Origin of the sequence: Pontibacter sp. HSC-36F09 (assembly GCF_024171605.1) — a bacterium.
GTDB lineage: Bacteria > Bacteroidota > Bacteroidia > Cytophagales > Hymenobacteraceae > Pontibacter.
Genome location: NZ_JALKAA010000002.1, coordinates 79,349 through 99,765, shown reverse-complemented (window position 1 = coordinate 99,765; position 20,417 = coordinate 79,349). Strand labels below are relative to the sequence as shown.

Genomic DNA, 20,417 nt, shown 5'->3' with positions numbered 1-20,417 from the left:
CTTTAATAGGGCAAACGGTGTTTTTGCAAGGGTAAACGCAGATTAAAACCTAGAATTTAGAAGACATGAGCGATTTAAATAAAGATATAAACATGGCAGAGGCACCAGAAGGCCACAGCGGTGCTGGTTTCTTTGCTACTTCCTTTGAGAAAGTGATTGGTCTGGCCCGTGCGAACTCGCTTTGGCCATTGCCTTTTGCCACTTCGTGCTGCGGTATTGAGTTCATGGCGACCATGGGTGCCACCTACGATATCTCCCGCTTCGGTTCGGAGCGTCCAAGCTTTTCGCCACGTCAGGCCGACATCCTGTTGGTAATGGGTACCATTGCCAAGAAGATGGGGCCTGTTGTGAAGCAGGTATACGAGCAGATGGCAGAGCCACGCTGGGTGGTGGCCGTGGGTGCTTGCGCTACCTCAGGCGGTATTTTTGACTCCTACTCGGTGCTGCAAGGTATAGACCGCGTGGTGCCGGTTGACGTGTACGTGCCGGGCTGCCCGCCAAGACCGGAGCAGATTCTGGACGGCCTGATGCGTGTGCAGGATCTGGCTAAGAACGAATCGCTGCGCCGCCGCAACTCACCTGAATATCAGGCACTTTTGGCCTCTTACAACATTAAATAAGCAGCATGGAGCTTACGAACGAAAACGTACTCGGTAAACTGATAGCCCAGTTTGGGGAAGAAAACATCTTCGATGCCTACGATCCGGACGGAATCATGACGCTCACCACCACGCGTGAGAACATCATTGCGCTTATCCAGTACCTGTATGACGACAAAGACCTGCAGGTGCAGTTCCTGACGACCATGGCAGGTATACACTTCCCTGACCACAAAGGCAGGGAGTTGTGCATGATGTACCAGTTGCATAGCCTGCGTCACAACTACCGGCTGCGCATCAAGGTGTTTGTGCCTGCAGAAGACCCGGTATTGCCGACGCTGACCAACATCTACGCGGCTGCCAACTGGATGGAGCGTGAGGCCTATGACTTTTACGGTTTCATCTTTACCGGTCACCCGAACCTGATCCGCATCCTCAACATCGAGGAGATGGAGTACCACCCGATGCTCAAGCAGTATCCGCTGGAAGACCAGACAAGGGAAGATAAAATCGATACTTATTTCGGACGCTAAGCCAGATAAACCACTATGGCTACTGATAATAAAACAGCTGATACTGATCAGTTACAGGAATTCCGCGACAACCGCGACCTGAAACTGCAGGACAAGAAGAACGAGAACCTGACGACCCTGAACCTGGGTCCGACGCACCCGGCCACCCACGGTATCTTCCAGAACATCCTGCAAATGGATGGGGAGGTGATCATGGACGCCGTGCCGACAATCGGGTACATTCACCGTGCTTTCGAGAAGATAGCCGAGCGCAGACCGTTCTACCAGATCACACCGCTCACCGACCGCATGAACTACTGCTCGTCCCCTATCAACAACATGGGGTACCACATGACGGTAGAGAAGCTTTTGGGTATAGAAATACCGAAGCGTGCGCAGTACATCCGCGTGATCATGATGGAGCTGGCCCGTATTTCCGACCACCTGATCTGTAACTCGATCCTGGGTGTGGACTCCGGCGCCTTCACCGGCTTCCTGTACGTGATGCAGGAACGCGAGCACATTTACGATATCTACGAAGAGGTATGCGGCGCCCGCCTGACGACCAACATGGGTCGAATTGGCGGTATGGAGCGCGACCTTTCTCCTAAAGCTTTGCACCTGATCGGTGAGTTCCTGAAGCGCTTCCCGAAGGTATGGGCCGAGTTTGAGAAAATGCTGACCCGTAACCGGATCTTCATCGACCGTACGGTAGGTGTGGGTGCCATTACGGCAGAGCGCGCCCTGAGCTACGGCTTCACAGGACCTAACCTGCGTGCAACCGGTGTGGACTACGACGTGCGCGTGATGAACCCTTACTCTTCCTACGGCGATTTCGAGTTCGAAATTCCGGTTGGTGCCAAAGGCGATACCTATGACCGCTACCTGGTGCGCAACGAAGAGGTATGGCAGAGTTTGAAGATCATCGAGCAGGCTTACAAAAATCTGCCGGAAGGTTCTTACCACGCCGACGCACCGCACTACTACCTGCCTCCAAAGCAGGAGGTATACACCAGCATGGAAGCGCTGATCTATCACTTCAAAATTGTGATGGGTGAGATCGACGCGCCGAAAGGCGAGGTGTACCACAGCGTGGAAGGCGGCAACGGCGAGCTTGGTTTCTACCTGGTAAGCGACGGCGGCCGCACACCGTACCGTCTGCACTTCAGAAGACCTTGCTTCATTTACTACCAGGCTTACACCGAAATGATCGTAGGCGGTCAGCTGGCCGACGCTATCCTGACGCTGAGTAGCCTGAACGTGATTGCCGGCGAACTCGACGCATAATACAGTATTTTATATATCATCTAACACCGGCTCCTGGTCGGTGACATTTACAAAGATGGCAGAGACTATAAACGCATTTAAGTTTTCTGATAAGGCCCTTGCTGAGATTCAGCGCTATATCAGCCATTACCCGGAAGGACGCCAGAAGTCTGCCCTGTTACCTGCCCTGCACGTTGCACAGGCGGAAAACAACGGCTGGGTGAGCCCTGAAGCGATGGACGCGATTGCCGAAATCCTGAACATACAGCCAATTGAGGTATACGAGGTGGCTACCTTCTATACCATGTTCAACCTGAAGCCTGTTGGCAAGCACGTGCTCGAGGTATGCCGCACGGGACCTTGCTGCCTGCGTGGTGCCGACCAGATGATCGACACGCTCAAGCAGAAGCTCAACATTGAAGAAGGCGAAACAACGGCTGACGGTATGTTTACCCTGAAGCCAGTGGAATGCCTTGCTTCGTGCGGTACAGGCCCGATGCTGCAGGTGCGCGAAACCTACTACGAGAATATCAACAGCGAAGAAGCGGTTGACCAATTCCTGGAGATGATGCGCAACAAAGAGGTGGAAACGCCTGAGTGGGCGAAATAATTCATTGATAAACCTGGCAGCTTGCCTTAACACAGCGACTGCCGAGCTATATATCCTGTAACAATGGGAATCAAGATATTAACCGAACATATTAACGTACCGGGTATCGAAACCCTGGAGGTGTATCGCAAGCATGGTGGCTACCGCTCGGTAGAGAAAGCCATCAAAACGATGACTCCGGACGAGGTGGTGGAAGAAGTGAAGACATCGGGCCTGCGCGGTCGTGGTGGCGCTGGCTTCCCGGCCGGTATGAAGTGGAGCTTTTTGGCTAAGCCGGAAGGTATTCCGCGTTACCTGGTGTGCAACGCCGACGAGTCCGAGCCGGGCACTTTCAAGGACCGCGTGTTTATGGAGAAAAACCCGCACGCGCTGGTTGAAGGTATGATCACCTCGAGCTACGCGCTGGGTGCGAACACATCCTATATCTACATTCGTGGGGAAATGATGTTCATTCTCCGCATTCTGGAGAAAGCGATCGCGGAAGCTTACGCAGCCGGTTTGCTTGGCAAGAACATTCTGGGCTCAGGCTATGACCTGGACCTGCATGTGGCGCCAGGTGGTGGTGCTTATATCTGTGGTGAGGAAACAGCTTTGTTAGAATCACTGGAAGGCAAGCGTGGCAATCCGCGCAACAAGCCGCCATTCCCAGCGGTGAAAGGTCTGTTCCAGTCGCCAACGGTGGTAAACAACGTGGAGACCATCGCTTCTGTGCCCTGGATCGTGAACAACACCGGTGCGGAGTACGCCAAAATAGGCGTGGGCCGTAGCACGGGTACCAAACTGATATCTGCCAGCGGTAACATCAACCGTCCGGGCGTTTACGAGATCGACCTGGGCGTTCCGGTAGAAGAATTCATCTACTCTGACGAGTACTGCGGTGGTATCTGGAAAGGCAAAGAACTGAAGGCCGTGGTACCGGGTGGTTCTTCTGTGCCGATTCTGCCAAAAGAGCTAATCCTGAAAACAGCTGCTGGCGAAGATCGCCTGATGACGTACGAATCACTGTCGGATGGTGGTTTTGTGAGCGGCTCTATGCTGGGTTCGGGTGCCTTTATTGTATTCGACGAGGACCAGTGCATTGTGCGTAACACGTGGAACTATGCCCGATTCTATCACCACGAGTCATGCGGACAGTGCAGCCCCTGCCGTGAAGGTACAGGCTGGATGGAGCGTGTGTTGCACCGAATCGAGCATGGCCACGGCCATCAGCAGGACATTGACCTGTTAGTAAGCGTAGCCAAGCAGATTGAAGGTAACACTATTTGCCCATTGGGTGACGCGGCAGCCTGGCCAGTAGCCAGCGCGATTCGTCACTTCCGTGAGGAGTTCGAGTGGCACATCAAGCACCCGCAAGAAGCAATAGCTCCTGGCGCGGTGTACAGAGAACAGTTAGCAGCAGCTACTGTATAATTTAAAGTTAAAATAACTGCCCGCTATACCTTAGTTGGCGAGCTTTGAATAAAATTAAGATGGCTAAAATAACATTTGACGGCATCGAGGTAGAGGTTGAAGATGGAACTACCATCCTGCAGGCCGCCCGTAAGATCGGTGGTGATGTAGTGCCTCCTGCTATGTGTTTTTATACCCCGCTGAAAGGCAGCGGCGGTAAGTGCCGCGTGTGCCTGGTAAAGGTAACACAGGGTTCTGCACGCGACCCGCGCCCTATGCCGAAACTGGTTGCTTCATGCATCACGCCGGTTCAGGATGGTATGGTGGTGGAAAACACAACCAACGAAGACGTACTGAATGCCCGCAAAGGTATAGTAGAGATGCTGCTGATCAACCACCCGCTGGATTGCCCTATTTGCGACCAGGCTGGTGAGTGCGATTTGCAGAACTTATCTTACGAGCACGGTGTGAGCGCGACACGGTACGAGGAGCCGCGTCGTACTTTCGATAAAGTAGACCTGGGCCCTTACATTCAGCTGCACATGACGCGTTGCATCCTGTGCTACCGCTGTGTGTATACTGCCGACCAGATCACAGACAAGCGCGTGCATGGCGTGCTAGGACGTGGCGACGCTGCTGAGATCGGTACTTACATCGAGAATGTGATCGACAACGATTTCTCCGGTAACGTAATTGATGTGTGCCCGGTGGGAGCTCTGACAGACAAGACATGGCGCTTTAAAAACCGTGTGTGGTTCACAAAACCATTGAACGCACACCGCGACTGCCCTACCTGCAGCGGTAAAGTAACCCTGTGGTCTCGTGGCGATCAGGTGCTGCGCGTAACGGCCCGCAAGGACGAATACGCCGAGGTGGAGGAGTTCATCTGCAACACCTGCCGTTTCGACAAAAAAGAGGTGAGCGACTGGACCATCGAAGGCCCGCGCAACATCGACAGGGGTTCTGTTATTTCGGCTAACCACTACGAACTGCCAGTGGTAAATGTGCCGATTGTACCGAACCTGCCTAAATCTACTGTTAAAAAAATGCCAACGGAATAAAGCATGGATTCTGTACTTCTGATATACAAAGGCATCTACATTCTGGTCATTTTCGGTATTTCGTTACTGATTGCGACCTACTCGACTTACTTTGAGCGTAAAATCGCCGCTTTCATTCAGGACCGTGTGGGCCCGAACAGAGCAGGTCCGATGGGTTTGCTGCAGCCGCTGGCCGATGCGGGTAAACTGTTCTTCAAAGAAGAATTTATACCTGCCAAAGCGAACAAAATGCTCTTTATCCTTGGCCCAGGTATAGCGATGCTGGTGGCAGCTATGTCAAGTGCGGTAATTCCGTTCGGTGACACGCTAATTTTAGGCGAGACATCGTTTGACCTGATTGCCATTGACGTGAACATCGGTATACTCTACATTTTTGGTGTGGTGTCGCTGGGTGTGTACGGCCTGATGATTGGTGGCTGGGCTTCAAACAACAAGTTCTCGTTGCTGGGTGCTATCCGTGCCGCGTCGCAGAACATTTCCTACGAACTGGCCATGGGTCTGTCGCTGATTGCGGTGCTGATGCTGAGCGGCTCTCTTTCGCTAAAAGTAATTGCAGAACAGCAAACCGGCTTTAACTGGAATATTTGGTACCAGCCGCTGGGCTTCCTGATTTTCCTGATCTGCGCCTTTGCTGAGACGAACAGAACACCATTCGACTTACCAGAATCGGAGGCCGAACTGATAGGCGGTTACCACACGGAGTACAGCTCCATGAAACTGGGTATGTACCTGTTTGCGGAGTATATCAACATCTTTGTAGTATCTGCTGTGATGTCCACGCTGTACTTCGGTGCGTATAACTTCCCGTTCATGGAGAACCTGCGCAATGCGTTTGATGATCCTGTGCTGGGCAACAACGTAGTGACGATCATAGGTGTTGCGGTGATGTTTGCGAAGATCTTTGCTTTCATCTTCTTCTTCATGTGGGTGCGCTGGACATTGCCGCGTTTCCGCTACGACCAGTTGATGAAGCTGGGCTGGAACATCCTGATCCCGCTGGCAATTCTGAATATACTGCTTACGGGCGGTGGCATTCTACTCTACGAATATTTTACAAACGGATAACGACATTTGAATGCTGCCGTGCCAGGCGCTGTTATAGACAGACGGTATAGTCAGCAATCATAATCGAGATACAATGGAACTATTATCAAATAGAAGTAAGAACGTAGCGCAGAAGGAGATGACCCTCTCTGAGCGCATGTACCTGCCTGCAATCGCGCAGGGTTTGGGCATTACGATAAAGCACTTCTTCAAGAAGAAAGCAACGATAAACTACCCGGAGGAAACACGTCAGCGTAGCGACGTATGGCGCGGTTTGCACGTACTGAAGCGCGACGAAAACGGTGCTGAGCGCTGCACGGCCTGTGGTCTTTGCGCCGTGGCCTGCCCTGCCGAAGCCATTACGATGACAGCTGGGGAGCGTAAGAAAGGCGAAGAGCACCTGTACCGCGAGGAAAAGTACGCAGTGACCTACGAGGTAAACATGTTGCGCTGCATTTTCTGCGGACTTTGCGAAGAGGCTTGCCCAAAAGCGGCGATCTTCCTGCAGGACGACAAACTTGCGCCAGCCCGTTACGAGCGCGAAGAATTTATTTACGGCAAAGACCGTCTGGTAGAACCGTTAAAAACCACTGAAACCAAATAATCTGATGACAGAAAGTCTGTTTTTCTTCTTTGCTTCGCTGACGCTGCTTTGCGCCATCATGGTTGTGATTTCAAAGAACCCCGTGTACAGCGTTATTTTCCTGATTCTAACATTCTTTACCATTTCAGCACACTACATCCTGCTGAATGCCCAGTTTCTGGCAGCAGTGAACATTATCGTTTATGCAGGTGCCATCATGGTACTCTTCCTGTTCGTACTGATGTTCATCAACACTGGTAAAAATGTAGAAGGAACCATTAAACGAAATGTACTGGCCAAAATAGCAGGTACAGTGGCGGGCGGTTTGCTGTTCACAGTTGTAGTAGCTGCACTGAAAGATGTGACGCTCGGTCACCCGGACCCTGCGACGTACAATTCGCAGGTAGGTATGGTGGAAAACCTGGGCAAAGTGCTCTTCACAAAATACATGCTGCCGTTCCAGTTAGTAGCCGTGCTGTTTTTGGTATCTATGGTAGGTGCCGTGATGATTGGTAAGCGGGAGACAGGAGAACAGAACTTCTAATTGAGGTATACCTAATCAAGTATATAAAAAGCCAGCGCTGAGAAGTGCTGGCTTTTCTATTTTTAGGATTATCTTGAACGATTAACATCCCCCTGCCCCCTTCAAAGGGGGAGTTTCTGCCATTGCCGATTTATAAGTATGTGGCGCTGTAGTTACCGTCACATAGCCTTGGCAGGTATAGCAAGAGTAACTTGCCCCATGGACTATGAAACAGATCACCTCAGCTAGATCCACCAAACGACACTCCACTGTTCGAGCGTTCAGCGAGTTTGGAGGGTCTTGACTTTTTTGCTTACTTTGGGGGAAGGGGCCCTCGATTTGTGTCAAGACAAAAAGTGAGGGCCCGCCGCACAGGCGAAGCTATAGAATGAATAAGTTGCTATACCTACAGCAGTAGTTACACTAGGTATAAGTAATAAACTGATATTAAAGTTACCAGAGCAAGAAACTACTCCACACTCAACATCACCTCCAACAACTCCGATCCGCCCCTATCATCATCCGACACTACCACCAACCTATACCTGCCCTTTCCTTCCCGCTTCTGCACCACCATGGATTCCGCTTTGCCGGTATAGGGAGTGCCATCGGCTTGCAGAATAGGGGTTGTGGGAATCTGTAGCGTGTCTTGCTTGCCGACCCACGTGAACGGGATGTAGCCGATGTAACTGCCGAGCACTTCGCCGTCCGCGTAGGCGTCGTTGGTGTCTTCCAGGGAAGCGGTGAAAAACAACTTGTCGTCATAGACATAGGCGCCTGAGAAACCAGCCTGCATATTTTTGAGGCCCGGAAGGCGGAAGTAACTGATCTCGGATTGTGGCAGTTGCGTTCCGGCTTCTCCCAACAGAAAAGGTATAAACTCCGACAGGCGGTAAGAAATCAGCACGTTCTGGCCCGTGCCAATGGCGCGCTGCAGCAGGTATAGCTTGCCATGCCCTGCCGCTACACCTTCAATGTTGAGTAAACTTCCGCCCAGCGTATCGGCTTCTTGCTCGAGTTGTTGATAGAGTTTGTCAAGATCGATTGTTCTGGCGCTGTGCACCCCCGCTCCTTCCCGGCAGATGTCATCGCCGCAAATGTTGTAGAGGTAGGCTTTGCGGCGGGCGGGCGCGGAACCCGAACCCATCATCAACAGGTATGGCTTGCCCTGGTGCTGCAGAAGCGTTATACCTTCCAGGTCCACTTTTTCATCTTTGGCAATCCGGCCACTGCCAAAACCCGTCGTGTCAAAAATAGCCTCCTGCGTTTCCAGCCGAAAGTCTTTATCCAGGCGGTACAGGTAGGGCGAATCATCTCCGACAACATAGTAGTGGTCGCCCAACATCTCGAGGCCCGAGGCAGAAGGCACGTTGTCATAGTGCAAAGTTTGTGTAATGTTAGCTTTCATAGTGCGTTCAGGTAAAGCGGACTCGCTGCTTAAGAGAGCGGAAGGCTGCTGGCAGGAGAGCAACGGCAAAGACAGCAAGGCGAGGTATAAGAAACCAAAATATCGATTCATAGAAATTGAACACAAAATAAGGTATAGCAGCGGTGGCTTTATTGAGAACGAACGCATGAAGAGCATCCATCCATAGCCATACAAGTTTACAAAAACCAATTTAGCCAGTGAATTTATACCTACGCAAAAGCCTGCGCAAGGTATAGAACAAGCCATAACACCAGGCACCAGACGGCTTTAAAAATATAAATCTTTCGGGAAGACTACATTTGACGAAATCCACCTAAGAAGATTAGAAATATGTTATGGATTTTACAAAAATGGGGATAACTTTGCGACTTGATTCCAGAATTGTAATTTACCAGTAATACGTTCAGCCACTCAGACGATGAACCAAATGCCTGATGTAATCAGAACCATCCCGCTAGAATTTTACCTCTACTTCAGCACGGCCCTGTTCGCCATTGGTGTGATCGGGGTTCTTACCAGACGAAACGCTATTGTCATTTTCATGTGTGTGGAGTTGATGCTCAACGCTGTGAACATCCTGATGGTCGCGCTGTCGTCTTACCGCTCTGACCCGAACGGACAGATCTTTGTGTTCTTCATTATGGCAGTGGCAGCGGCAGAAGTAACGGTTGGTCTGGCCATCATCGTGATGATTTACCGCAATATCCGCTCGACGGATGTGCAACTGATGAACTACCTGAAGTGGTAGCCGCACACCTAATTAATCTGAATAGCTTAACTAAATCATACGCTAAATGCAAGAAGTAGTAATGCCCTTCAACAACCAGGAAATGGCGCTGCTGTGTTTGCTTGTTCCGCTCCTGCCGTTCATCGGCTTTCTGATTAACGGACTTGGCAACCGCAAATTGCCCAAGGCCCTTGTAGGTCTGCTGGGCTCTGGCACGGTGCTGGCCTCGTTCCTGATCTCGGTATACCTGTTCATCGACTTCACTTCCAACGGCAGCCGCCCTTACATCGTCGACCTCTACAACTGGTTCACAGTAGGCAGCCTCGAGATTGGTTTCTCGTTCATGATTGACCAGCTTACGCTGCTGATGTTGCTGATGGTGACAGGTATAGGTTTCCTGATTCACGTGTACTCGGCCGGTTACATGAGCCACGACGAAGGTTACGGCAAGTTCTTCGCCTACCTTAACCTGTTCATGTTCTCGATGTTGGTACTCGTGATGGGATCTAACTATGTGATGATGTTCGTGGGCTGGGAAGGCGTTGGTCTTTGCTCATACCTGCTGATCGGCTTCTGGAACAAGAACCACAACTACAACAATGCCGCCAAGAAGGCCTTCATCATGAACCGTATCGGTGACCTGGGCTTCCTGTTGGCTATTTTCCTGATCTTCATCACTTTCGGTAGTGTGAGCTTCCCGGAGGTGTTCCTGTCTGCTTCGCAGATGTCGGGCCTGACTGACAGCGGTGTGATGATTGCCATTACGATGCTGCTATTTGTAGGCGCGATGGGTAAAAGTGCACAGTTGCCGCTCTTTACGTGGCTTCCGGATGCGATGGCGGGTCCTACGCCGGTTTCTGCTCTGATTCACGCCGCTACCATGGTGACGGCAGGTATCTACATGGTGATTCGTTCGAACGTGCTGTATGTGCTAGCCCCGACTACCATGGAGTTTATCGCCATCATTGGTCTGATAACTGCCCTGGTGGCCGCTACCATTGGCTTGGCACAGAATGACATCAAGAAAGTGCTGGCTTACTCTACCGTTTCGCAGTTGGGCTTTATGTTCCTGGCGCTGGGTGTGATGGCCTTTTCTTCTTCTATCTTCCACGTACTCACACACGCTTTCTTCAAAGCATTGCTGTTCCTGGGTGCTGGTTCTGTGATTCACGCCGTGAGCAACGAACAGGATATCCGTAATATGGGTGGCCTGCGCAAATGGTTGCCGATCACGTTCATCACATTCCTGATCGGTACACTCGCTATTTCAGGTATACCGCCATTTGCTGGTTTCTTCTCGAAAGACGAATTGCTGGCGCATGTGTTTGAGCACAACAAGCTCATGTGGGTTGGAGGCCTGTTAGCTTCGTTCATGACGGCTTTCTACATGTTCCGCCTTCTGTTCCTGACGTTCTTCGGCAAGTTCCGTGGCACAGAAGCGCAGCGTTCGCACCTGCACGAGTCGCCTTCGTCCATGACCATTCCGCTGATTGTACTGGCCATACTTTCCACTATAGGTGGTTTCATTGGTCTGCCGGCCGTGTTCAGCGACACGCATACCTTAGGTAATTTCCTGGCTCCTATTTATGACCTGGCACGCCGTGCTAACGGTGCCGCCATGGAAGCGCCGCACATTGATCATGCTACAGAATACATCCTGATGGCAGTTTCGGTAGCAGTGGCAGTTATCGCGATTATCATTGCCTACATCATGTATGTGAAGAAAGAAACAGTGCCGGCTCCGGAAGGAACGGGCCTGTCTCCTATCCACAACCTGATCTACAACAAATACTACATCGACGAAATTTACGACACTGTGTTTGTGCGCCCTGTCATGGCGCTGTCTACTGCCCTGCACCGCTTCGTGGACGTGGTAGTGGTAGACGGTATTGTAAATGGCTTCGGCAAACTTGTGATGGTAAGCGGCCGCGTGCTGCGCCTGACACAGAGTGGCGTAACTGGCTTCTATGTGTTTGTGATGGTGGCCAGCATCGTTCTGATTCTATTTTTAAACTTCTTTATCGGTTAAGGTTCTAAGAAGATGATTACAGCTCTATTACTTTTCTGGCCTGCCCTAGCTGCACTGCTGGTGCTGCTTATAAAAGGCGAAGGTGCCAAGAAAGTGGCTTTTATAGCAACGCTAGTTGAGTTTGCCATTGCCCTGTTTGCAACCGTAAACTTTGTTCCGGATGCCACCACACAATTCGCCCTCGATATACCGTGGGTGGAGCGCGCAGGTATAGGCTTCAGCATTGGCATGGACGGCATCAGCCTCCTGATGGTGCTCCTGACTGCCTTCCTGGTGCCGTTGATCGTCCTTTCCTCTTTCAAGCACGACTACAAGAACCCGCACGTGTTCTATGCGCTGGTACTGTTTATGCAGACGGGGCTGACTGGCGTATTTGTGGCGATGGACGCTTTCCTGTTCTACTTCTTCTGGGAAGTGGCCTTGATTCCAATTTACTTCATTGCAGCCATCTGGGGCGGCGCACGCAGAATTCCGGTTACGTTCAAGTTCTTTGTATACACGATTTTCGGTTCGCTCTTCATGCTGGCCGCTTTCGTATACCTGTACTTCCAGACGGCTGGCACAGAGCTGGCGGCGCACTCTTCTAATGTGAACGCGTTCTACCAACTAACGCTGGACAGCGCGACGCAGAGCTGGATTTTCTGGTTCCTGTTCCTCGCTTTCGCCATCAAAATGCCGGTTTTCCCATTCCATACCTGGCAGCCGGACACGTATACCGAGTCTCCTACACAGGCAACGATGTTGCTGGCCGGTATCATGCTGAAAATGGGTATCTATGGTGTGCTCCGCTGGTTACTGCCTGTTGTGCCACTTGGCGTGAGCGAGTGGGCTGACACGGTGCTGGTACTGTCTATCATCGGTATCATTTACGGTTCTATCATTGCCATTCGCCAGCACGATCTCAAGCGCCTGATCGCTTACTCATCAATCGCGCACGTGGGCCTGATTTCGGCGGGTATCTTCACCCTGAACGAGCAAGGCTTGCAGGGCGGTGTGATTCAAATGCTGAGCCATGGTATCAACGTGGTAGGCCTGTTCTTCATCATCGACATCATCTTCCGCAGAACGAACACACGAGAGATTGCCAGCCTGGGCGGCATCACCCAGACCACGCCAGCACTTTCGATCATGTTCCTGATTCTGTTGATGGGTTCTGTGGCACTGCCATTGACTAACGGCTTCATCGGGGAGTTCCTGTTGCTGTCGAGCGTGTTCCAGTACAACTACTACTTCGGCGCTGTAGCTGGCCTGACCATTATTCTGGCAGCGGTATACATGCTGCGTATGTTCCAGGGCGTGATGTTCGGCACAAAGTCAGAGGCTACTGAGGGCTTCGCTGACCTGACCTTCCACGAGAAAGCTGTTTTGATTCCTTTGGTGATCATGGTCTTCTGGATTGGTTTGTTCCCGAACACTTTCCTGAGCATTTCAGAGCCTGCGGTTGGACAGCTGCTGAGCATTATCAATAGATAGTCCGCAAAAAGAAACGATAATAAACGACATGATTTCGATTATACTTCTATCTGGATTTGGGATTATCAACCTTTTCGTAGGTTTCCTGAAATCTAAACGAATCCTGTTGCCGCTGTCGCTGCTGTTTTTGGCGATCGTGTTCGGCATCAATCTACTCGACTGGAACGATACTAAGAGCTACTTCGATAACATGATTACCATCGACAATTACGCGGTGGCTTTCACAGGAATCATGGTACTTTCAACGCTCCTGATCCTCCCATTCACGCAGCATTACATAACCCGCAACGATGAAAATATCGGTGAGCTTTACGCCCTGATTCTGTTCTCGCTAGTAGGCGCCATCATGATGGTGAGCTACAACAACATGCTGATGCTGTTCATAGGTATAGAGATTCTCTCGATTGCGATGTACGTGCTGGCCGGTAGTGACAAGAGAAGTATGCGCTCCGCGGAAGCTGCTCTGAAGTACTTCCTGATGGGCTCTTTCTTCACGGGCGTTATGCTGTTCGGTATTGTAATGGTATACGGCGCGACGGGTACCTTCAACATTTCAGAAATTGCCGGATCAGCGGAAGCCATGGGCACGGGCGGTGCGAACAACGTGATGTTCATGCTGGGTGTGCTGATCATCATCATCGGTATCTCTTTCAAAATTTCCGCCGCTCCTTTCCACTTCTGGACGCCTGATGTGTACGAAGGTACGCCAACGGTATGGACGGCCTATATGTCAACCGTTGTAAAAACGGCTGGTGTAGCAGCTTTCTACAAGCTGATGGACGCCGCTTTCTCTGCTTCCTACCCAGGCTGGATGCCAACACTGGTAGCCATTATCGTGCTGTCGCTCCTGATCGGTAACGTAGGTGCGGTAGTACAGCAAAGCATGAAGCGTATGCTCGCTTACTCCAGTATCTCACACGCGGGCTACCTGCTGATGACGCTGCTTGCCTTTAACAATTTCTCTACTTCTGCTATCCTATTCTACTCGTTCGCCTACTCCACTGCTTCTATCGCCGCTTTTGGTGTGCTGCACCTCGTAGCGAAACAGCGTGGCAGCGAGAACTATGAAGCTTTCAACGGTCTGGGTAAAACCAATCCACTGATGGCCTTCGCGGTAACAGTCGCCATGATGTCTCTGGGAGGTATACCACTCACAGCTGGCTTCTTCGGTAAGTTCTTCGTTTTCTCTGCCCTGATCGAAAATCCTGATATGATGTGGCTGATTGTAGTAGCTGTGATTCTGGCTGCTGTGGGTATCTACTACTATTTCCGCGTGGTAATCGCTATGTACCTGCACCCGGTTGCGGAAGATCATACGCCAATCCAGAGCACCAGCTTTATCAATGTTATGCTGATTATCATCTCTGCCCTGACGATTCTGCTAGGTATAGCGCCTGCTTTGTTAAGTGGTGTGTTGTAAGGTATAGCTGATGATATGGAAGCGGCTGCTCTGGGAAGGGCAGCTGCTTTTTTTATACCTATACCTACCTATACCTTGCTGCCGTAGCTGCTGGCTGCTGCAGGTAAAGGAACCTATGTTGTTTTATAGCTTGCCCTGGCCGGGCGGGCCTCACTTTCTTCCTTGATGAAAAAAGTAAGCAAAAAAATCAAGACCCTCCAAACTCGCTGAACGCTCGGACAGTGGAGTGTCAAAAGGTGCACCGGGCCAGAGTGATCTGTTTCATAGCTGCAGGGGCAAGTTAGTCTTGCTATACCTGCCAGTGGTTATTTCTACAACGCTTCTACCATTAAAATGGCAGCTGCTGACAATCCCCTCTTGAGAGGGGCAGGGTTATGTTATAGCAACTGCCTGACCTCCCTTCTACCAAGATCCCTTCAGGATGACACAATGGAAAGCAGAAGCCAAAAAGTCCCCCTTCGAAGGGGGGCATGGGGATGTTAATCGTGCACGAAGATTCCCCAGTTCAAGGGAAGGATGGCTTAAGGTAACTCAATCCTGAAAATCCTTTCTAATCCTATATCCTGATTCTGAAAATAAAAGGCTGCCTTTACGGGCAGCCTTTCCTTAATTCTGTATACCTATAATACCTTACGACGGTAGGTGCTTCATTTTAATATGCAGTTCATCCAGCTGCGCATCAGCAATCGGAGACGGAGCGTCGATCATTACATCGCGGCCTGAATTATTTTTCGGGAAGGCGATGTAGTCACGGATGGAGTCAGAACCACCGAAAAGGGAGCACAGGCGGTCGAAGCCGAAGGCGATGCCACCGTGTGGCGGAGCACCGTACTCGAAAGCGTCCATCAGGAAGCCGAACTGTGCCTTAGCCTCGTCGTTAGAGAAGCCCAACAGACGGAACATCTGCTCCTGCAGACGACGGTCGTGGATACGGATGGAACCACCACCAACTTCTACCCCATTTATTACCATGTCGTAAGCATTGGCGCGAATGTCACCCGGACGGTCGTCGATCAATTCGAGATCCTCTGGCTTCGGCGACGTGAACGGGTGGTGCATGGCATGGTAGCGGTTGCTGTTTTCGTCCCACTCCAATAGCGGGAAGTCTACTACCCACAGCGGAGAGAATGCGTTCTTGTCGCGCAAACCAAGGCGCTCACCCATCTCCAGACGAAGTTCATTCAGGGCTTTGCGGGTCTTGTCTCTGCCGCCGGCCAGTACCAGTATTAAGTCACCTGGCTCGGCATTGAGGGCTGTTGCCCATTCCTGCAGGTCTTCTGAGGTATAGAATTTATCAACCGATGACTTTACGGTGCCGTCTTCCTGCACACGGGCATATACCATACCTGTAGCCCCGATCTGCGGACGCTTTACGAAATCAGTTAGTTCATCGAGTTGCTTACGGGTATAGCTAGCGGCACCTTTGGCGTTTATACCTACCACCAGTTCGGCATCATCAAATACTTTGAAGCCTTTGTTCTTTACCAACGGATTCAGCTCCACGAAACGCATCTCGAAGCGGGTATCCGGCTTGTCGGAGCCGTAGAACTTCATCGCGTCGGCATACGTCATGCGCGGCAGTTTCTCGATGTGCACGCCTTTCACTTTCAGGAACAGGTGACAAATCAGACCTTCGAAGGTGTTCAGGATGTCTTCCTGCGTCACGAAGGAAAGCTCGCAGTCGATCTGGGTGAATTCCGGCTGACGGTCGGCACGCAGGTCTTCGTCGCGGAAGCATTTTACGATCTGGTAGTATTTATCGAAACCAGAAACCATCAGCAATTGCTTGAAGGTCTGCGGTGATTGTGGCAGTGCGTAGAACTCGCCTGGGTTCATACGGCTTGGCACCACAAAGTCGCGGGCACCTTCCGGTGTTGACTTGATCAGTACCGGCGTTTCTACTTCAATGAAATAATGCTCGTCGAGATAGGCGCGCACGGCACGCATCATCTGGTGGCGCAGCTCGAGGTTGCGGCGCACTGGGGTACGACGCAGGTCAAGGTAGCGGTACTTCATGCGTAGGTCGTCGCCACCGTCCGTCTCGTCCTCAATCATGAACGGAGGCAACTTAGCAGCGTTGAGTACCTCTATTTTAGTAGCATGAATCTCGATGTCGCCGGTCGGGATCTTGTCGTTCTTGGAGTAGCGCTCGATCACTTTGCCCACCACCCTGATCACGTACTCACGGCCGAGCCCACGGGCCGCCTCAAAAAGGTGCGCCGATGTTACACCGTCTTCGAAGGTGAGCTGCGTGATGCCGTAGCGGTCGCGCAGGTCAATCCAGAGCATACCGCCCTTGTCGCGCAGACGCTGTACCCAGCCTGTCAGTATAACCTCTTCGCCTACATTGTCTATTCTTAGTTCGCCGCAAGTATGTGTCCGGAGCATAGATGTCGTTTTGTTATGATATAGTGCAAAAGTAATAATTGTTTCACTGCCATGCCTCGAAAACAAGGCCAGAGGAGGTATAATCTTGCAAGGCTAATCTCAGTTTTACCTGATTACGTTATTATACCTGTAGCTGAAATCGCCTGTAACAAGAATCCTCATCATGAACCGCAATTTGTTCACCTTCCGAAACATCGCCCTGGCAGTAATACTGCTTGCACTGCTGATGATGTTGGTAGGCTAAATTTAGCCCTATTCGCTGCCCAATAGCGAACGCATGCGCTTCACGTTATTCACTTGTATGGCGTCGGGCTCCAGCTCCAGCATATCGGCAATACTGCCTTTCGATTTACCTCCAAACAGCACCACCTGCAGGCCCTGCGCCCTCGCCCGCAGCAGTTGCTCCCGGCTCACGTGCTTGCCATTAGCGGTCACGCCGTGCAGTTTATTGTCCAGCGCCTGCTTTGTCGTCAGGTCGAAATCCTCGCCGGCGTCCAGCATCAGCATAGCTTCCGGTTCCAGTTCCCGCACTGTATGTAGTATACCCGGATCGTTAAAAATAAAGGCCAGTTTCTCTATAGGGTATTCATATTTACGGAGCAGTTCCAAGACCGATTGAGCATAAAAGTTATTCCGGTTCGGGTCGTGGTTCCGGATGTCGATGTGCAGGTATGGTAACTCCGGATAGGTCTGAAAACTTTGCAGCATCGTTTCCATTGTAATGATATTTTCGCTATGAAAAAGGTCGTACAGCATCCCTCCCCTATACCTTATACCTACCACCTCACTAGCTGGCAGCTCTGCAATGATGCCGGAGCCTTCGCTCATCGTTTCCAGCGTGTTGTCATGGTAGAGAATCGGCACGCCGTCCTGGCTCACATGCACATCCACCTCTACCCCATCGGCACCGTCCTCTTCCATGGCTTGGGTAATTGACGCCATGCTGTTGGCAGGTAGGGGATTGTAAGGGTTAATAGGTGAGAAAAAGCCGGAACCGGCATGGCCTATCACCAGAATGTTGCGGGAATAAATGCCTGACTCGGGCTGCAGAATATTGTATAGTCCCAACGAGAGCGCTGCTATACCTAACACCAGAACCAATAAGGAGGTACTTCTACGGGTCAGGAAAGATGCTTTCTGTTTCGGCTCAGTCAAATTCATACACAAACTTAAGTGTATATCCTGTAACTTTGGAACGGATTTTCTTAAAAAATCATAGGCCAATCCCTATTCCATAATATTGCCTTATGTCATTCTCTCCTCAAACTGCCCCTGACAAGCTCACGACGGCTGATCAGGTCGGCGTCCATAACCGGCTGATGGTGCCGCTGTCGCTCATCATGCTGATCGCTTTTATCATCCGCATGGTGGCCGCTTTCTTTTCGAAGGGCTTTGCTTTTCACGACGATCACTTCGACGTGATCACGATTGCGCAGCACTGGCTCTATGGCTTGCCTTCGTGGTTGCACGAGCCTTTGCCGCCGCGCCACAGCATGTTTTATGCAGGTATACACTATGGTCTGTTTTACCTGATGGAGAGTGTGGGCATCACGGATCCGGATACCAAGATGACCATCGTGCGGGTGTTGCACGGGCTGTACTCCCTGCTGATCGTGTACTATGGCTACAAGATCACGGAGCGCCTTTCGAACCAAGCCAATGCCCGTATTGTGGGGCTGATGCTGGCGCTGATGTGGTTTATGCCTTTTATGAGTGTGCGCAACCTGGTCGAGATGGTGTGCATTCCGCCATACCTGGCAGCCTTCTATTTCATGCTGAAGCAGGATGACCGTAAAAAGAACCTGTACTTCCTGTGGGCGGGGGCGCTGTTTGCGCTGGCCTTTGTGCTGCGTTACCACGCGGTCCTTTTTGCGGTGGGCGCTGGCTTTGTGTTGTTATACCGCCGCCAGTGGAAAGAACTCGCCTGGCTGGCGCTAGGCTTCCTGTTAATGGCAACGCTCGTTCAGGGAACGATCGACCTGATCTTCTTCGACTACCCTTTCCATTCAGTCATTACTTATTTCTTCTACAACGCTGACAATGCTTACAACTACAGCACCGGACCGGTATACCGTTTCCTGCTAACCATCCTTGGCTTTATGGTTCCCCCCATCAGCGTATACCTGCTGCTGGGCTACAGCCGCACTGCCAGGTTGGCACCAATGCTCTTTTGGGGCGGGCTGCTATTCTTTGTGGTACATTCCCTTTTCCCGAACAAGCAGGAGCGCTTCATTCTGCCGCTCTTTCCGCTCATCATGATTTTGGGCGTCATCGGTTGGCAGAACTTTGTGCGCACCGCCCGTTTCTGGCAGGGTCGCAAGAAGCTACTAGCCGCCAGTTGGGCCTTCTTCTGGATTATCAACATCGTGGTGGCCGTGGCGATGTCTTTCACTTATACCAAAAAGAGCCGTATTGCGCCGCTCGTATACCTGTCGGAGAAGCAGGACATGGACGCCGTATTGCTCGAGTTTGGCAACTCATCCATGAAACAGCCGCCACTTTATTACCTGAACCGCCTGGCTGCGGAGTTCCATGAGTACCACTTCAACGAAAAGCGCGACTGGGACGAGTATAAAGCTGGCAAGCCGCTTCCAAAGGATTTTGCGATGACCTACAGCCTAAACAGAGAAAAGTCGCTGGACAGCCTGCAAACGGAGCTCAGCCTATACCCTTACCAACCGGACTATGTAGTGGTGGTGGGCCAGAAAGACATGGAAGAGCGCATGCAGCGCATCAACAGCCTATACCCTGAGCTGGAGCTGGAAACGACCATCACCCCTTCGCTCTATGACCGGGTGCTGCACTTCCTCAACCCACGCGTACACAAAGACGAGCATGTGCGCATCTACCGCATTCAGGAGCAATAACTAGCGGGTAAAGGTATAGAGGTAGTTGAGTAGGAAGCCTGTGTGGGGCTAGGCTGATTTGTTTTTAGTCTTTGCACCCATTTTCATAATGGTAATGTTCCATCGAAGCAGTTGTGAAGTCCCCTATAAAGTTAGGGTCCTCAACCTTTGCTTTTAACTTTTCGGGTTTCATGTTTACCATATTATTCTGAATTGCCCAGTCAAGGGTTCCTTGATTTACTGGATATCTGGTAAGGGTTCCCGTCAACCTATTTTTTGTTATCCATTTCTCTGCAAGGTTCAGATTTTCAAAAATACCCCCAGGTAGTCCTTTGTTTGGAGCGTTAAAAACCCAGACACTTTTATCAAAGTCTGTAGTTGAATTATCAGACTGGCTTTCTTTTGACATACCTTTTATTATAGTCCGTAGATATTTCTTGAAATCTGTTTTAATTGAAAATGCTAAAAAGTTATTCTTGCATTCTTTAAATAGCTGCTATCAGTATAGTTTAATATTC

General features: G+C 51.0%; 19 protein-coding genes. 15 read left to right on the top strand and 4 right to left on the bottom strand.

Annotated elements, in window-relative coordinates; translation table 11 throughout:
* Window positions 1-65: 65 nt before the first annotated feature.
* The 9 genes from L1278_RS06510 (at window position 66) to L1278_RS06470 (ending at window position 7,608) form a co-directional block, all read left to right on the top strand.
* Window positions 66-620 carry an NADH-quinone oxidoreductase subunit B gene (locus tag L1278_RS06510; RefSeq protein ID WP_116545117.1) on the top strand — a complete coding sequence of 185 codons (555 nt, stop codon included), beginning with the start codon at window positions 66-68 and terminating at the stop codon, window positions 618-620.
* Window positions 621-625: 5 nt separating this feature from the next.
* Entirely contained in the window at window positions 626-1,132 is a 507-nt protein-coding gene (locus L1278_RS06505; protein ID WP_253402115.1) for an NADH-quinone oxidoreductase subunit C, read from the top strand.
* Between the two features lie 15 nt (window positions 1,133-1,147).
* The gene (gene nuoD / locus L1278_RS06500) at window positions 1,148-2,398 is read left to right on the top strand and encodes an NADH dehydrogenase (quinone) subunit D (protein WP_253402113.1); all 1,251 of its coding nucleotides are present in this window, start codon (window positions 1,148-1,150) and stop codon (window positions 2,396-2,398) included.
* A gap of 55 nt (window positions 2,399-2,453) precedes the next feature.
* Window positions 2,454-2,987, top strand: a complete 534-nt coding sequence (nuoE, locus tag L1278_RS06495; protein ID WP_253402111.1) for an NADH-quinone oxidoreductase subunit NuoE — start codon at window positions 2,454-2,456, stop codon at window positions 2,985-2,987.
* 63 nt (window positions 2,988-3,050) lie between these two features.
* Window positions 3,051-4,397, top strand: a complete 1,347-nt coding sequence (nuoF, locus tag L1278_RS06490; RefSeq protein WP_253402109.1) for an NADH-quinone oxidoreductase subunit NuoF — start codon at window positions 3,051-3,053, stop codon at window positions 4,395-4,397.
* A gap of 59 nt (window positions 4,398-4,456) precedes the next feature.
* Window positions 4,457-5,437 (top strand): 2Fe-2S iron-sulfur cluster-binding protein, encoded by a 981-nt coding sequence (locus tag L1278_RS06485; RefSeq protein ID WP_253402107.1) that lies wholly within the window; start codon window positions 4,457-4,459, stop codon window positions 5,435-5,437.
* A gap of 3 nt (window positions 5,438-5,440) precedes the next feature.
* Window positions 5,441-6,502 carry an NADH-quinone oxidoreductase subunit NuoH gene (nuoH, locus tag L1278_RS06480; protein WP_253402105.1) on the top strand — a complete coding sequence of 354 codons (1,062 nt, stop codon included), beginning with the start codon at window positions 5,441-5,443 and terminating at the stop codon, window positions 6,500-6,502.
* Between the two features lie 73 nt (window positions 6,503-6,575).
* Window positions 6,576-7,085, top strand: a complete 510-nt coding sequence (locus tag L1278_RS06475) for an NADH-quinone oxidoreductase subunit I (RefSeq protein ID WP_253402103.1) — start codon at window positions 6,576-6,578, stop codon at window positions 7,083-7,085.
* Between the two features lie 4 nt (window positions 7,086-7,089).
* Entirely contained in the window at window positions 7,090-7,608 is a 519-nt protein-coding gene (locus L1278_RS06470; RefSeq protein ID WP_253402101.1) for an NADH-quinone oxidoreductase subunit J, read from the top strand.
* A gap of 448 nt (window positions 7,609-8,056) precedes the next feature.
* Here the strand turns inward: L1278_RS06470 and L1278_RS06465 are convergent, their stop codons facing one another.
* Window positions 8,057-8,995, bottom strand: coding sequence for a hypothetical protein (locus L1278_RS06465; protein WP_253402099.1), 939 nt, complete (start codon window positions 8,993-8,995; stop codon window positions 8,057-8,059).
* On the opposite strand from L1278_RS06465, the gene L1278_RS06460 reads away from it, so the two are divergent.
* From L1278_RS06460 to L1278_RS06440, 5 genes are all read left to right on the top strand, one after another.
* Entirely contained in the window at window positions 8,982-9,182 is a 201-nt protein-coding gene (locus tag L1278_RS06460; protein ID WP_253402097.1) for a hypothetical protein, read from the top strand. The genes L1278_RS06465 and L1278_RS06460 overlap by 14 nt on opposite strands.
* Window positions 9,183-9,434: 252 nt before the next feature.
* Complete coding sequence (nuoK, locus tag L1278_RS06455) at window positions 9,435-9,764, top strand: NADH-quinone oxidoreductase subunit NuoK (RefSeq protein ID WP_253402095.1); 330 nt, start codon at window positions 9,435-9,437, stop codon at window positions 9,762-9,764.
* Window positions 9,765-9,810: 46 nt separating this feature from the next.
* The gene (gene nuoL / locus L1278_RS06450) at window positions 9,811-11,772 is read left to right on the top strand and encodes an NADH-quinone oxidoreductase subunit L (protein WP_253402093.1); all 1,962 of its coding nucleotides are present in this window, start codon (window positions 9,811-9,813) and stop codon (window positions 11,770-11,772) included.
* Window positions 11,773-11,784: 12 nt separating this feature from the next.
* Entirely contained in the window at window positions 11,785-13,245 is a 1,461-nt protein-coding gene (locus L1278_RS06445) for a NuoM family protein (RefSeq protein WP_253402091.1), read from the top strand.
* 28 nt (window positions 13,246-13,273) lie between these two features.
* Window positions 13,274-14,665 (top strand): NADH-quinone oxidoreductase subunit N, encoded by a 1,392-nt coding sequence (locus tag L1278_RS06440; RefSeq protein ID WP_253402089.1) that lies wholly within the window; start codon window positions 13,274-13,276, stop codon window positions 14,663-14,665.
* A 630-nt stretch (window positions 14,666-15,295) separates the two neighbouring features.
* On the opposite strand, the gene aspS is transcribed toward L1278_RS06440, so the two are convergent.
* Window positions 15,296-17,053 carry an aspartate--tRNA ligase gene (gene aspS / locus L1278_RS06435; RefSeq protein ID WP_253402087.1) on the bottom strand — a complete coding sequence of 586 codons (1,758 nt, stop codon included), beginning with the start codon at window positions 17,051-17,053 and terminating at the stop codon, window positions 15,296-15,298.
* A gap of 252 nt (window positions 17,054-17,305) precedes the next feature.
* Window positions 17,306-18,214 carry a glycerophosphodiester phosphodiesterase family protein gene (locus L1278_RS06430; protein WP_253402085.1) on the bottom strand — a complete coding sequence of 303 codons (909 nt, stop codon included), beginning with the start codon at window positions 18,212-18,214 and terminating at the stop codon, window positions 17,306-17,308.
* Window positions 18,215-18,300: 86 nt separating this feature from the next.
* Here L1278_RS06430 and L1278_RS06425 point away from each other — a divergent pair, with 86 nt between their 5' ends.
* Window positions 18,301-19,920, top strand: coding sequence for a glycosyltransferase family 39 protein (locus L1278_RS06425; RefSeq protein WP_253402083.1), 1,620 nt, complete (start codon window positions 18,301-18,303; stop codon window positions 19,918-19,920).
* Window positions 19,921-19,984: 64 nt separating this feature from the next.
* Here L1278_RS06425 and L1278_RS06420 read toward each other — a convergent pair whose 3' ends face one another.
* Window positions 19,985-20,308 carry a hypothetical protein gene (locus L1278_RS06420; RefSeq protein ID WP_253402081.1) on the bottom strand — a complete coding sequence of 108 codons (324 nt, stop codon included), beginning with the start codon at window positions 20,306-20,308 and terminating at the stop codon, window positions 19,985-19,987.
* Window positions 20,309-20,417: the final 109 nt, after the last annotated feature.